The following is a 15,341-nucleotide window of genomic DNA, read 5'->3' on the forward strand; positions in this document are numbered from 1 at the left end:
TACTTTCGTTGACATCCATTATCTTTGACGACAATGTATAGGAAAATTGAATTGTGTAGTGTATCTACACAATTGACTCCTCTCAAAATCCATAACATCCGTCAAATTGTTTATCTTCATCAGCCGGTGATTCACACCACGAAAAAACTACACACTCATTCACCTCACCACCAATTTTCGATGGGAGTCCTTCCTGAATAAAGATAAAATTCATACCTTTCATTATAACGGAATAACGCAAGAATTTGTAGTGCCACATACTCCATCTCACAGAAAAGATACTATTTTAATTCCCTCTTAAACTAAAAATAGTACGTATAGATTAGCATATAATTTTTATTCTCATAAAACAATGTGTATCAGGCTACCAATTTTTGTGAAGATAATAGAGTTTCTATGAATACATTAACGATTTGTAAGGAAAAAGGTTCGCCAATATACCACAAAAAAATACAAAAATTTTATGACTACCTATCATTGACACTTTGATGTTATTATTGCACAGATTTTTTAGCTGACTTACATGATGTAATCAATAGGTATTGCTAGCCCCTCCTACCGAAAGCAAAAAACTCTGCACAATACATGCAGAGTTAAAAATATCCTTTTTCCTTCAAACTAATAAATTGATGATCACCAATAATAACATGATCGATTAATTCAATGCCGATAATATAACCAGCTTCAACGATACGCTTCGTAACTTCAATATCCTCCGTACTTGGCGTTGGAACTCCACTAGGGTGATTATGGGCACAAATAATTGAAGCAGCAGATCTCTTGACAGCTTCACGAAAAATTTCCCTAGGATGTACGATGGAGGCATTTAAACTGCCAATAAAAATCGTTTGTTTATGAATAATTTGATTCTTGATATTTAAAAACAGAACGACAAAATGTTCCTGATTAAGCGAAGTCATATTAGGCATTAAATAGGCCGCTGCATCTTGTGGAGAGCGAATAGTAAATTTTTCATCATTATGCTTCTGAGCCAGACGTCTTCCAAGTTCAATGGCTGCTAATAATTGAATAGCTTTTACCTCTCCTATTCCTTTAATGGCCACCATTTCTTCGATGGTTGCGTGCTTCAGATGGTGTAGTCGTTCAAAAACATTTAAAACTCTATTGGCAAGAACTAGCACAGATTCTTCCTTTGTGCCTGTCCTTAACAAAATAGCAAGTAGCTCTTGGTTAGACAAACTTTCAGCCCCTTGCCTTAGTAGCCGTTCACGGGGACGATCCTCCATATTGACATCACGTATCATTAAAGTTGGTACTTCTAGCAAACATACTCACTCCTTCGCAAATTGGACTATTTGTAGCGCTACCAATTGCGAAAACAAAGCTGCAAGTGGTAGACCTACAACATTGTTATAATCTCCTTCAATTCGTTTAACTAATAATGTACCGATTGTTTGAATGCCATATCCACCAGCTTTATCAAATGGATCACCAGAATCTACATATGCTTCGATTAGTTTTTGTGTTAATTGGTGAAAAACAACTGTAGTTTCTTCCACAAAAACAGTTTCCTGACCACTTGGCTCAATAATGGCTACAGCCGTCATCACAACATGCTTATTGTCTGATAGACGTTGTAAGTGAGAAATAGCTTCCTCACGAGATTTTGGCTTATGTAGTAGCTCATTGTCGTACACTACAATTGTATCCGCGCCAATAATCGTGGCTTCTGATGCTTTTTTGGCTACATCGCGTGTCTTTAATAAAGCTACTCCTTTTACATAATCCTGCATGGTTTCTGCTCGTACACTTGTTTCTTCCACTTTACTTGTCATAACCTCAAATGGAAGAGCTAACATGCCAAGCAATTCCTTCCGTCTAGGTGAAGCAGAAGCAAGTATAAGCTTATGATTTGTTTTCAACATTATCTGACCATTCCTCCTTATCCTTATGATAGCGAAGAATGGGCTATTTGAAAATTTTTTAAAAATCAAGATAACGAGGATTTCGCTATGTTTTATGATTAAAATTTAACCTGTAGACACGTATTCTTCGATTGATAATGAGAAAAAACGTGCAAGCGGATGATATTAAGATCGTTGGAAATAGTAGAGGCTGCCGCACCAATAGATTGCCAATCCTCAGGTAATGTGGAATCTTTTCCTTTTTCCTTAAAATTTAATTTTGTGGCATTTTTATCTGCTAAAGCTGCAGGTATTTCCGCAAGTGTGGGCTCCTTACAACTTTCACCACTAACACTAAAGGCTTTTTTAAATGTTGCAGGTTCCTGTAAAAATTCAAGCTGACTTTCTTCAGTCACCATGCTTGTCCATACATAAAATTTCCCATCAACTTGAACAATTGCACTCTCTTTTAACGCAGGGTACTCTGCAACGAATGAACTGGCACTCTCATAATTTGAGTAGACGCCTGCTTGGCTAGCAAAAAACATCGATGCATTCGATGTATTGCTTGTCTCACCGGCAGTTGGAATCGTCTCTGATTGTGATTGATTATTTGCCACTTCACTACCGTTTTTCTTTAATGGTAATTGCGTACTCGCTTGTAAAGCACCCAAAAAAATAGCTACCCCTAATAGACCAACAAATCCACCTATAATCATTGCTCGAAATATTTGTTTTTTCATCACATGATTGACAATTTTCATTCATCTTCACCTCATCCTTCCACCTATCTATCCTACGAGTAACTTTTTCAAACATACTATGATTCAATATGATATAAGTATATGTAGGTTATGAAGTGTAAATGCGAAATTATTGTTTTTTGATACATAACTAGGTTTGCTAGTATATATAAAAAAACTAGGACCCTCTCTCAAGAGCCCTAGTCTTTTCATTCTTTTAATCTATTACGGACAGCAGTTAATAAATATAACGAGCCAGATACAACCGTTCTTTGCTTGCTCTGTGATTGTGCCTGTAAAAAGGAGGCATAATCAACTAGGACAGTCTTTGAAGTTGCATTAGAAAGCTCTAGCATTTTTTGCGCAGTCATGGCACGTGGATTGTCAAAATCAACAAAATAAAAATCATCACTAACCTGCTCAAAAATTTGTAAAATCTGCTGAACATCTTTATCTGCTAGTATACCAATGACAAATGTGATCGGTTCACTAGGAAACTCATTCTTAATCGTTTCTACTAATTTTTCTGCACTTGCTGGATTATGAGCACCATCCAAAATAATAAAAGGCATTATTTCTTCAAAACGTCCTAAAATCGAGGCATTTTGCACCGCTTGTCTAATGGCTGAATGATTGATCGATACATTTAAAACAGAAGCCACTTCAAAAAACGCTGTGATAGCTAGTGCCATATTATTTGCCTGATGTCCACCTTTCATGGAACGTGTTAGGTTTGAAATTTGGCAATGTTGGGCTTCATTCGTATAGCATTCCCCATCAGGAGTGGCCATAATCGCAAAATGATGGCCTAATTCAAAAACAGCGGCTCTTTTGTCAGAAGCTTTATTATAAACAACACGCTTCGCTTCGTCTGGTAATTCACCAATAATGACCGAGCAATGTTGTTTAATAATCCCCGCTTTGTGATGGGCAATACTTTCAAGTGTATCCCCTAAAAACTTTGTATGTTCTAAAGCTATGCTCGGGATAATGGAAGCAATCGGTGTTACGACATTCGTGCTATCCAATAAACCACCCATACCCGCTTCAATCAACGCGATATCCACCTTCTTATTTACAAAATGTAAAAAGGCTACTACCGTTAAGAGCTCAAAATCTGTTAATTTCCCACTAAGTCCTGCTTGCTGCATTTGTTGAAATACTCGGTCCATTTCAGTAGCTGAAATAGCTTGACCATTTACTTGAATTTGATCATGAACATCAACTATACAAGGTGACATAAATTTACCCACTCGTAATCCATGTTCTTGAGCAATGGCCTCTAGGAAGGTTAATGTAGAGCCCTTCCCATTAGAGCCAGCTAAATGGACAACACGCAATGTTTGTTGCGGATTACCTACTAGAGACAAAGCTTCTTCAATGGCCTCTAGACCAGGTTTAATGACATCATCACTTTCGACTTGCCACTTCACTTTATAATGATCAAAGCTTGGTATCATTGTCCATCCCCCTGTAGCCATTGTCGAACTTCCGCTATAAAGTATAAAGAACCTGTAATCACCACAATATCTTCTTTATGTCTCTCATGTAAGACTGTTTGAACGGTATGTTGCCATTCTTGATGATGTCGTTTATTAGGATTTGTTGACAATATCGCTAAGCTTTCGGCATCCATCGCATTTGGTAAATTTATTTGTGTAAAAGCAATAGAAGTTGCAACGGCATCCATTAACGCAATGCTGTTGGCATGATCCTTATCTGCTAATGCAGCATAAATAAAGTGATATTTTTTTTGCGGATAGACTCCTTCTAGTGTTTTAATAAGGGCAGCTGTACCTTCGGAATTATGCGCCCCATCTAGAATTATATGATTAGGCCATTGTTCAAAGCGTCCTGCCCATTGCGCACGACGTAGACCGTGACGTATTGAATCGTCAGCAATGGTGATTGCTCCTTCCTCACGTAAGATGAGCATAGCCGTTATCGCAAGACTTGCATTACTAATTTGATGAGGGCCAGCCATTTTTAAGGATATATTTGACATCCTGAACTGTTCTCTTTCATATGTAAATTGCTGAAAGTCTGTATTTTGGGAAATAGAGGAAACCTTGAAATCTTGCCCTAAAATAAAGCACGGTGCATGTCGTTCTTCTGATGTAGCTTTTATGACAGCCAATGCCTCCTCATGCTCCACACCAACGACAACAGGTACGCCATCCTTGATGATTCCAGCTTTTTCGGCAGCAACCTTTGCAAATGTGTCACCTAAAAATGCTGTATGTTCAAGAGAGATTGTTGTAATGATGGCTAAAAGTGGTGTTACAACATTTGTTGCATCTAAACGTCCTCCAAGACCTGTTTCAATAAGCGCTAAATCTACTTCTCGATCGGCAAAATATTGGAACATTATTAATGTCACTACTTCAAAGAAGCTCGGAAAATCTCCATTGTATTGCTCTTCTATTATTTCGGCAACTTGATTGAAATAGTATAAAAATTGTTCATCAGAGATTTGTACGCCATTAATGGTTATACGTTCATTAACTCGCTCTAAATGCGGGGACGTAAATGCTCCTACTTTGTAACCTGCATGTTGTAGTATTTCTCTTAGTGCATTGACTGTTGAACCTTTGCCATTTGAACCGGCCACATGGATAACGCGTAGTTTGTCTTGTGGATTGTTCAAATGAGCTAGTACTTCCCGCATGAGTACAAGAGGCTGACGTTTATGATCAACTGCTTTTAAAGTAAAGATAAATTTTGTACATTCCTTCATTGTGTTAAACAATAGAAAACACTCCCTCTTACTGCAATACCTTTATTTTAGTACAAGTATCATTTAATAACATAGCTAAATGTCAAAACTCTAAAAAACACGCAGTGAGCGACTGCATGTTAGCACTCTCTTTTGTTTATGCATCTGGTGAGCATCTAGAAAAGCACCCATATTGTCTAAAATAATTTGACGTCATTATTTATCAGTGGAAGTTCTTTTTAGTATTGATATATAAATCCAAGATTATTGTAAATAACACTATATGTTTTTCCTAAGCCGCACAAAAAAAGCAATGGATGACTTTCCTCATCCATTGCTTCTAGCTTACATATTTTTTAACTCTTCTAAACGTTTTAAAACAACGGCATGTTTACTTTCATAATCCGCTAATTTTTCACGCTCTGCATTCACTAATGCTTCAGGTGCTTTCGATACAAATTTCTCATTTGATAGCTTACCTGTAACAAGCTTCACTTCTTTTGCCCATTTCTCTAACTCTTTTTCAAGGCGAGCGATTTCTTCCTCTAGGTTAATAAGTCCAACAAGTGGTAAGAAAACTTGTGCTCCTGTCACAACTGCCGTCATTGATTGACCTGGCGCTTCTAAGCCTTCACCAATTGTTAGTGTATCAGGATTACAGAATTTTTCTAAATAAGCTTTATTCGCCTCAAGAATCGCCACTGTTGCAGCATCTTTTGCTGAAATAAATAACGGTACTTTTTTGCTCATTGGTGTGTTCACTTCCGCACGAATATTACGTACTGAACGTATAATATCCATTAGGAGCTTCATATTATCTGCTTCATCAGCAAAATGAAGGTCCTCACGTACTGTTGGCCATGCAGCCACAGTAATAGATTCACCATCATGCGGTAAGTGCTGCCAAATTTCCTCTGTAATGAATGGCATAAATGGATGTAATAGACGCATTGTTTGATCTAGAACGTAAGCTAAAATAGAGCGAGTTGTCTTTTTAGCTGCTTCATCCTCACCGTAAAGTGGTAATTTCGCCATTTCAATATACCAAGAACAGAAATCATCCCAAATGAAATTGTAAAGTTCACGGCCTACTTCTCCAAATTCATAGCGTTCTGCAAGAGAAGTTACACGTTCGATAGTCTCATTTAAGCGCGTTAAGATCCATTTGTCAGCAACGGATTTTTCACCTGTTAAGTCGATTTCATCAAATGTCATACCGTCCATATTCATAAGCGCAAAACGTGATGCATTCCAAATCTTATTAGCAAAGTTCCATACTGACTCTACTTTTTCGGTTGTATAGCGCAAATCTTGACCAGGTGATGAACCTGTTGCTAAGAAGTAACGTAATGAATCAGCACCATATTGTTCAATAACATCCATTGGATCAACACCATTGCCAAGTGATTTACTCATTTTACGTCCTTCGCCATCACGTACTAAGCCGTGAATTAATACATCTTGGAATGGACGTTGACCTGTGAATTCTAAACCTTGGAAAATCATGCGAGATACCCAGAAGAAAATAATATCATAGCCCGTTACAAGTGTATTTGTTGGGTAATAGCGTTTATATTCTTCATTCGCTTCATCCGGCCAGCCCATTGTAGAAAACGGCCATAGTGCAGATGAGAACCAAGTATCTAGGACATCTTCATCCTGTGTCCAATTTTCTGCATCAGCTGGGGCTTCTTTCCCTACGTAGATTTCGCCTGTTTCATTATGATACCAAGCTGGGATTTGATGACCCCACCATAATTGACGAGAGATACACCAATCACGAATATTTTCCATCCAGCGAGAATATGTGTTTTCAAAACGAGCTGGTACGAAGTTTACTTTCCCTTCTGCGTCCTTTTGTAGTTCAAGGGAAGCATCAGCAAGTGGCTGCATTTTAACGAACCATTGTGCTGAAAGATATGGCTCAACAACAGCACCTGAACGTTCCGAGTGTCCTACTGAATGCATATGCTCTTCAATTCGGATTAGCACGCCTGCTTCTTGTAAATCAGCAACGATTTGCTTACGGCATTCGAAACGGTCCATTCCTTTATACTTACCAGCAAGATCGTTCATTGTGCCATCTTCATTCATGACAAGGATGCGCTCTAGATTGTGACGGTTACCTACTTCAAAGTCGTTTGGATCATGGGCAGGAGTCATTTTAACAACCCCAGTACCAAATTCCATGTCAACGTAATCGTCTGCAACAATTGGAATTTCGCGGCCTACAATCGGTAAAATAACCGTTTTACCAATTAAATGCTTATAGCGCTCATCATTCGGGTGAACTGCTACCCCAGAGTCACCTAGCATTGTTTCTGGACGTGTTGTGGCAACTTCCACATATCCTGAACCATCAGCTAAAGGATATTTCATATGGTAAAAGGCACCTTGCACATCCTGGTATATTACCTCGATATCTGACAATGCTGTTTTCGCTGCAGGGTCCCAGTTAATAATGCGTTCACCACGGTAAATTAAACCTTTTTCATATAATTGAACAAACACTGTTTTAACAGCATCTGAAAGACCACTATCTAATGTGAAACGTTCACGCGTATAGTCTAATCCAAGGCCAAGCTTTGCCCATTGATCGCGAATATGTCCAGCATATTCTTCTTTCCATTCCCATGTTTTTTCAAGGAATTTTTCACGACCTAAATCATAACGTGTAATATTATCTTCACGCAGTTTCGCTTCTACTTTAGCTTGAGTGGCAATACCTGCATGGTCCATACCTGGTAGCCATAGTGCATCGTAGCCTTGCATTCGTTTCATACGAATAAGAATATCTTGTAATGTTGTATCCCAAGCATGACCAAGGTGTAATTTTCCTGTTACATTTGGTGGTGGAATAACGATCGAATAGGGTTTTTTCCCGCTTTCAGGCTGTGCCTCGAAAAATTTCCCTTGCAACCACCATTCATAGCGACCTGCTTCTATGGACTGCGGGTCATATTTTGTTGGCATTAAAATGTTTTCTGTCATATTGACTCCTCCTAATGTCTGTAGAATGTTGGTAAAATAACGCTGTTCATTTTTTTACCCAACAAAAAAACTCCTCTCGTCAAAAAGGACGAAGGAGTTTTAGTTCGCGGTACCACCTTTAATTCCAGCAGTAGATAAGATAAATGTAAATAAATCACATTTTCTCAGCCTAAATTACTGGCTCTTAATTCGGTAACGGTGTTTAACCGGCTTTAACTACTATTAGTTCACTAAAGCTGCTCAAGGGCTACCTTCAATTACGTACAAATAGAAACTTCTCAGCAACCGTTTCCTCTCTGAAAATGTAAATATAATTTACTCTTCCCCATCATAGCATCTGTATTTGATTTTCCTTATTGTACCGCAGAAACGTGTCATTTTTCAAGTGATTTAGTCATCTTTTAGTAAGAGTAAAGTAAATAGAAAGGAAGTGAGTATTCAAATGCGACGACGCAAGTATAACCCTTGGCTTTTACCACCTTGGCTACGGCAGGTTCGTTTTTATTGTAGAACTATTATCGTACCCATTTGTGCTTTTCAATTTATCCGTGTCATTATTGTGCCAACATCAGGTGATCTAATCTTCTTATTGCTCCTGCTACTTCTCTGCTATTTACTTTTGAAAGACATCATTTGAAACACGGACTTTAAGCGGTGTATATTCTTCTGTAAGGTCCCAAATCATGGAAGGCACTTCATGCCAGGAGCTGGATTCACGCACAACAATATGACTGGAGGATTCCCTCATCACTGCTTTTTGGTCTACTGTTGTCACTTTCTCTTGGCGTGAAGCTGCTGCTACGGCTTGGGGTTGTTCTATATGCATACTTTCTTCAATCGTAGCAATCGCCTTTTCTTGCTCGAAGGCTTGAACAGAGAGATGTTGACTGTCTAACATATCCTTTTCAACAATGGGCTCATATTCATTAAAAATACTTGTTACTGTCCACTCAAGCTGACACATTTGATTTGTTAGACTAGGACGAATATCTTTGACCATTAAATCTTTAAGATCCGATTCTTTTGGTAAATCCACATGTAAAGGTACAGCATACTCAAAATAACCAGTATCGCCTTGGATATCAAGGGCATCAATTGTAATTAGTTCTTCATCGTCTGTAAATGCTTCCATATCTTGAAAATCAAAGCGAACGTGAGCGGTGATGTGGTAGATGCCCATAAGTCGAAGTGAATCCTCTAACTGCATTGCCTGCCACTGAGGCTTAATTTGCACTGCTGCTATTTCAGTTGGGCAGCCGTATCCAGGAAAACAAAATGTTTCGCGCATATTCCATGTTTTTTGTTCGATAATAATCCCTCCCTTTGCATCATATGACAATTGGGAGGGTAGTATGCTAGAATGCTTCAAGTTACATACAACGATAAGAGCATTCTAGTAAAAAAATGGCATGCTAGAGAATTTCATCTAGCATGCCATTTTATGAATGATCTTCCATTCAATTAAACATGTACTAATTTAATTTTATTCGCTACACGATCTGTTAACATTTGTGTTGCTTTTGGAACGATCGGTTTAAAAATTGGATTTAAAACAGGTCCTGCCAAGCCGCCAGCGACTACTTCTAAAAAACCTGTCATTTTTGTATTTTCAGCATCAATGCTTTCTGCAAGGAAATAGCCATTTCCAGTAAAATTATCAGAAAGCCCCTTTAATTCGAATGTTACTTTTGAGGGCGCTACCCATTCTAAAATGATAATTTCTACTTCTACTGTTTTTTTCAAAACACCAACATTACCTTTAAATGTCCATGTTGAATGTTTATCATCAATCATTTCATGTGCATTATAACCTGGGACAAGTTTTGCCCATTTTTCCATATCACTGACGAAATCCCATACATGATCAATTCCTACGGGTACTTCGACTGTATGTGTGCCTGTTGCCATATCAATTCACTACTTTCTTTTATGAATAGCTATATTATAAACGATTTCGCCCACAATTTGGCTATGCTGAAAGATATAATTTTGACAAAAACAGGTCCTTCATCCAGTATAGATGATCTTGCTTACTAGTTAATATATGCTAGTTCCTCATTTTTCTCATTCATTCCTCAAGCACTACCTTATTTTCCATTTTGGTCATCAAAAAAGAGCATGATAGAAATTCTTCTATCATGCTCTCTCATTTTTATCGCGCTAATTGCGCAAACACTTTATGGAATGCATCTACTGTTTTAGTAATGTGTTCTTCCGTATGAGCTGTAGAAATAAATAATCCCTCAAACTGAGATGGTGGTAGGAAGATGCCTTCCTCTGCCATCAATCGGAAGTATTCCGCGAATAATTGTAAGTCGGATGTTTTAGCTGAGGCAAAGTCAACAACCTCATCATTTGTAAAGAAGAAACCAATCATCGAGCCAGCACGATTTACTGTATGTGGAATATTGTATTTCGTAGCTGCCTCACGGAAACCAGCCTCTAGCTGATCACCTAATTGTTTAAAGTAATCATATGTTCCGTGATCTAAACGTGATAACGTTTCATAGCCAGCCGTCATCGCCAACGGGTTTCCTGATAATGTACCCGCTTGATAAATCGGTCCTGCAGGGGCTACTTGCTCCATAATCTCTTTTTTCCCAGCAAATGCACCTACAGGGAGGCCTCCACCAATAACTTTACCTAATGTAGTGATATCAGGCGTTACCCCAAAATAACCTTGTGCACAACCGTAGTCTACACGGAAGCCTGTCATTACCTCATCAAAGATTAATAACGCGCCATGCTCAGATGTAAGTGCACGTAAACCTTCTAAGAAACCTGGTTTTGGTGGTACAACACCCATGTTCCCTGCAACAGGCTCTACAATCACTGCTGCTAGCTCTGCACCAAATTTTTCGAAAACAACTTTTGCCCCTTCTAAATCATTATAGGCAACTGTTAACGTATTCCGTGCAATATCTGCTGGAACACCAGGGCTATCAGGTAAACCTAATGTCGCAACTCCTGAACCTGCTTTAATTAATAAAGAGTCTCCATGACCATGATAAGAACCTTCAAATTTTAAAATTTTATCTCGCCCTGTAACCCCACGAGCTACACGTAACGCAGACATTGTAGCTTCTGTTCCTGAAGAAACAAAGCGAATCATTTCCATGCCTGGTAGACGATCTAATACTAATTGAGCTAAACGATTTTCTGTATAGCTTGGCGCACCAAAGGATGAACCTTTTGCTGCTGTGTCAGCAATCGCTTTGACTACCTCTGGATGTGTATGTCCCAAAATTAATGGACCCCAAGATAGTACGTAATCAATATACTCATTGCCGTCAATGTCTTTAATGATCGCACCATGGCCAGATTCCATAAAAATCGGGTCCATATTCACTGATTTGAATGCACGTACTGGGCTGCTAACACCACCTGGCATTAACTGAACCGCCTCAGCATAGGCTTGTTTTGATTTTTCGTAAGAACGTGTCATTTATTTCTCCTCCAACCAACGTGCAACATCTTTTGCATGATACGTGATGATTAAATCAGAGCCTGCTCGTTTCATGCCTAATAATGTTTCAAGCACAACTTTTTTCTCTTCAATCCAGCCATTTATAGCTGCCGCCTTAATCATCGCATATTCACCAGAAACATTATAGGCAACAAGCGGTAATGGATAGTTATTTTTCATATCTCGGATAATATCTAAATAACTAAGAGCCGGCTTCACAATTAAGAAATCTGCTCCCTCTTCAATATCTGATTCTGCCTCACGGAATGCCTCTAGGCGGTTCGATGGATCCATTTGGTAGGATTTACGATCGCCAAATTGAGGAGCTCCATCTGCAGCGTCACGGAATGGACCATAGTAGCTAGATGCATATTTGACTGCATAAGACATAATTGGAATATGTTCAAATCCTGCTTCGTCAAGTCCTGCACGAATCGCTACAACAAAACCATCCATCATATTAGATGGAGCAATAATATCCGCTCCTGCTTTTGCTTGTGATACAGCGGTACGGGCTAACACGTCTAATGAAGGATCATTTAAAATTTGATCGCCTTCTATTAATCCGCAATGTCCATGATCTGTGAATTCACATAAACATGTATCCGCAATAACTAATAGCTCAGGATGACGTTTTTTTATTAAACGAGTCGCTTCTTGAACGATACCATGATCATGGAACGCACCTGTTCCAACAGCATCTTTTTCAGCTGGTAACCCAAATAAAATAACTGCAGGTATGCCTAAAGCTACAACCTCATCAATTTCTACTTCCAATTTATCCAATGAAAATTGAAAAACGCCAGGCATAGAAGGTACTTCATTTTTAATGTTCTCGCCTTCAATTACAAAAATAGGATAGATCAGGTCCTCTTTATGTAAATATGTTTCTTTTACCATTGATCGCATTGTCGCATTCGTACGCAAGCGACGATGTCTTTGAAATTGTAATTTTGTCATGATTTGTCCCCTACTTTCATAATTTCTTCGATGACTGCTTGCATTGTATATACACTTGGCATAATATCCACAGTAGCACCGTATTGTTCAAGAGCCGCTTCTGTAATATGACCGATGGCTGCGATACGCGTTGCTTGCCAGCCAATCTGTGACGCTACATCCTTTGCGTATACATCAACCGCTGAAGGACTAGCAAAAATCACAGTAACATCTTGTTGGTGATGAATACAATTCATAATAACAGATGTCTGATCATGTCTTTCCACCGTTTCGTAAACTGTCCACTCAACTAAATCAAACGGCAGTCCATCCTTTAGTGTACTTTTCGCCTTTTCTCCTCGTATAAACAGGCAACTCGGACAGCTACCCGCTACAGTCGGAAATTCTTTAACGAAAATATCAGCACTAAATACAGAGGGCATAAAGCTCACTTCAAAGCCAAGCTTTTCTAACGCTGATGTTGTTTTTGTCCCTATAGAGGCAATTTTCCCTCTAAAATTATCGACCCTAAATTGGTGCTGTTGCATCTTACTAGCAAAAGCATCGACAGCATTTTGACTAGTAAATATAATCCAATCAAATTGACATGCCTTTTTCAATTGCTCAGCATCATTACTGCCCAATCGTTCACAAGTTTCAATTAATGGGGCAATTACAGCATGGCCACCTAATGTTGTGATGTCATCTTCAATAGTAGCTGTCTTAGATGTACCAGTTAAAACGATTGTTTTACCCTTTAGAGGTAAATTATTTTGCATCTTGCTCAGCCTTTACGCGCTGAATTAATTCGAATGCACCTTGTTCTGTTAATATTGCTGCAAGCTCTTCTCCAATTTTTTGTGCATCTGTCCCCACTACTGTTTCCTTATAGATAACAGATGCATCTGGAGCGGCAACTAAGCCTGTTAAAGTAATTTCATCCCCATTTGAAGTGGCGTAACCAGCGATAGGTACTTGACAGCCACCATCCATTGCTGCTAAAAATGCGCGTTCTGCATGTGCTTCTTGCCATGTTAATTGATCAGTAAGCTTTGCTAATTCAGCCAATAGCTCCTCATCATCTGCGCGACATTCAATTCCTAGAGAGCCCTGTGCTACTGCTGGCAAGCAATCTTCTACTGGTAAAAATTCAGTAACGACATCATCACTCCAGCCTAATCGTTTCAAACCAGCTGCTGCTAAAATAATCGCATCATATTCTTCATCTTCCAGCTTAGCTAAACGCGTATCAACGTTTCCTCGAATCCATTTTATTTCGATATCAGGGCGTACTGTTAATAGCTGTGCACTACGGCGCAAAGAACTTGTCCCCACTACAGCACCAGCAGGAAGATCTGCAAATTTAATATGTCCTTTTGAAATAAATGCATCACGTGCATCTTCACGTGGAGGAATACAACCAATTACTAAGCCATCTGGCAATACAGCAGGCATATCTTTCATAGAATGAACAGCAAAATCTATTTCTTTATCGTAAAGGGCTTGCTCTATTTCTTTAACAAACAATCCCTTCCCTCCAACTTTAGATAGCTGTACATCTAAAATTTGATCACCTTTGGTCACGATTTCTTTCACTTCAAATTCGAATGGTGCACCAGCCTCTTTTAACTCATTGATAAACCAATTAGTTTGAGTTAGCGCCAACTTACTTCTCCTAGAACCTACAATAATTTTTCTCAACAGTCTCCAACCTTTCTTCTAATACCATAAATGGAATCGCGATAAACTGCTTCCTAAGAAGAAGTTCACAACAACTAATAAATAGGCATATATATGTACCCATGCATAAGTTGTACCTGTCAGCTTGCTTTTGCGATTCACATATAAGATAACGCAATACAAAATTAAAATGATGAAGGACCCTATGATCTTTGCATCGAAAATCGAAAGACTCTCTAATGTTAATAGTGCCCATTCAAAGCCCAATATTAAACTTATAAATAAAACTGGAATTCCAATAAAAAATGACATATTCATCCAGCTACTTGTCTGCTGTAAGGATGGTAACCTTGTCCATAGATGTGACCACTTTTTCTTTTTCAGCAAACGATATAAAACTAAGTATAATATGGCAAACACAAATGTTAACGTGAATGCGGCATAGGACAATATCGCAAATGATATATGAATAAAAAGCATTTCCGAAATTAATGTATCCCCAACAGCGCCTGTAGGACGTTTTGGCATAAAAGTAAATATACTAGCGAATAAAAACCCTAGTATATTAATAATAAATACAGGCAAATCAACCCTAGCTATACAATGTAGAATGATCGATAGCGTCACAAGTAACCAGGAGTAAAAGAGAATCCCCTCTGACAAAGATAAGATCGGAAAACGCTTCGTTTCCACAAACGTTAAAATGATAATAGCGCTTTGAATCATCCATACAAATGAAACAAGCCAAAAAGCTATTCGTCTTGCTCGCACTTGCTTATAGAAATAATCAGTAAAGTAAAAAACTAGACTGATCGCATACAAGACGATCATCACTTCATAAAGCCTCGTCATGGTCAAATCAGCCAATAGACATCCCTTCTTTATAGTGAAATTGTAAAATTACTATACAAAAACAAAAAAACGTTTTCGTATCCTAAGTT

13 protein-coding genes and 1 other annotated feature are annotated in these 15,341 nt (G+C 38.5%); all 13 genes read right to left on the minus strand.

Annotation, left to right across the window (positions count from 1 at the left end; translation table 11 throughout):
• Positions 1-593 precede the first annotated feature (593 nt).
• The gene (gene radC, locus MKY49_RS15665) at positions 594-1,265 is read right to left on the minus strand and encodes a RadC family protein (RefSeq protein ID WP_341386940.1); all 672 of its coding nucleotides are present in this window, start codon (positions 1,263-1,265) and stop codon (positions 594-596) included.
• Between the two features lie 27 nt (positions 1,266-1,292).
• A complete protein-coding gene (locus tag MKY49_RS15670; protein WP_341386627.1) occupies positions 1,293-1,886 on the minus strand; it encodes a Maf family protein in 594 nt (197 codons plus the stop codon).
• Positions 1,887-1,984: 98 nt separating this feature from the next.
• Complete coding sequence (locus MKY49_RS15675) at positions 1,985-2,629, minus strand: hypothetical protein (RefSeq protein ID WP_274793943.1); 645 nt, start codon at positions 2,627-2,629, stop codon at positions 1,985-1,987.
• Positions 2,630-2,817: 188 nt separating this feature from the next.
• Positions 2,818-4,068: a bifunctional folylpolyglutamate synthase/dihydrofolate synthase gene (locus MKY49_RS15680; RefSeq protein ID WP_341386628.1), complete on the minus strand. Its 1,251-nt coding sequence runs from the start codon at positions 4,066-4,068 to the stop codon at positions 2,818-2,820.
• On the minus strand, positions 4,065-5,345 hold the full coding sequence (locus MKY49_RS15685) for a bifunctional folylpolyglutamate synthase/dihydrofolate synthase (protein ID WP_341386941.1): 1,281 nt from the start codon (positions 5,343-5,345) through the stop codon (positions 4,065-4,067). The genes MKY49_RS15680 and MKY49_RS15685 overlap by 4 nt, the downstream gene beginning before the upstream one ends.
• Before the next feature lie 324 nt (positions 5,346-5,669).
• Positions 5,670-8,315, minus strand: a complete 2,646-nt coding sequence (locus tag MKY49_RS15690; protein ID WP_341386629.1) for a valine--tRNA ligase — start codon at positions 8,313-8,315, stop codon at positions 5,670-5,672.
• 81 nt (positions 8,316-8,396) lie between these two features.
• Positions 8,397-8,656: a binding site (T-box leader), on the minus strand.
• Positions 8,657-8,928: 272 nt separating this feature from the next.
• Complete coding sequence (locus MKY49_RS15695; RefSeq protein ID WP_312506764.1) at positions 8,929-9,684, minus strand: valyl-tRNA synthetase; 756 nt, start codon at positions 9,682-9,684, stop codon at positions 8,929-8,931.
• A 92-nt stretch (positions 9,685-9,776) separates the two neighbouring features.
• Complete coding sequence (locus tag MKY49_RS15700; protein WP_274793948.1) at positions 9,777-10,223, minus strand: CoxG family protein; 447 nt, start codon at positions 10,221-10,223, stop codon at positions 9,777-9,779.
• A 244-nt stretch (positions 10,224-10,467) separates the two neighbouring features.
• Positions 10,468-11,760: a glutamate-1-semialdehyde 2,1-aminomutase gene (gene hemL, locus MKY49_RS15705; RefSeq protein ID WP_274793949.1), complete on the minus strand. Its 1,293-nt coding sequence runs from the start codon at positions 11,758-11,760 to the stop codon at positions 10,468-10,470.
• Positions 11,761-12,741: a porphobilinogen synthase gene (gene hemB / locus MKY49_RS15710; protein ID WP_274793950.1), complete on the minus strand. Its 981-nt coding sequence runs from the start codon at positions 12,739-12,741 to the stop codon at positions 11,761-11,763.
• Positions 12,738-13,499, minus strand: a complete 762-nt coding sequence (locus MKY49_RS15715) for a uroporphyrinogen-III synthase (protein ID WP_341386630.1) — start codon at positions 13,497-13,499, stop codon at positions 12,738-12,740. The genes hemB and MKY49_RS15715 overlap by 4 nt, the downstream gene beginning before the upstream one ends.
• Positions 13,489-14,421 (minus strand): hydroxymethylbilane synthase, encoded by a 933-nt coding sequence (gene hemC / locus MKY49_RS15720; protein ID WP_322611645.1) that lies wholly within the window; start codon positions 14,419-14,421, stop codon positions 13,489-13,491. Before hemC ends, MKY49_RS15715 begins: the two co-directional genes overlap by 11 nt.
• Positions 14,422-14,439: 18 nt before the next feature.
• Complete coding sequence (locus tag MKY49_RS15725) at positions 14,440-15,267, minus strand: cytochrome C assembly family protein (RefSeq protein ID WP_274793953.1); 828 nt, start codon at positions 15,265-15,267, stop codon at positions 14,440-14,442.
• Positions 15,268-15,341: the final 74 nt, after the last annotated feature.

The sequence above is a fragment of the Lysinibacillus sp. FSL M8-0134 genome (assembly GCF_038069745.1).
GTDB lineage: Bacteria > Bacillota > Bacilli > Bacillales_A > Planococcaceae > Lysinibacillus > Lysinibacillus irui.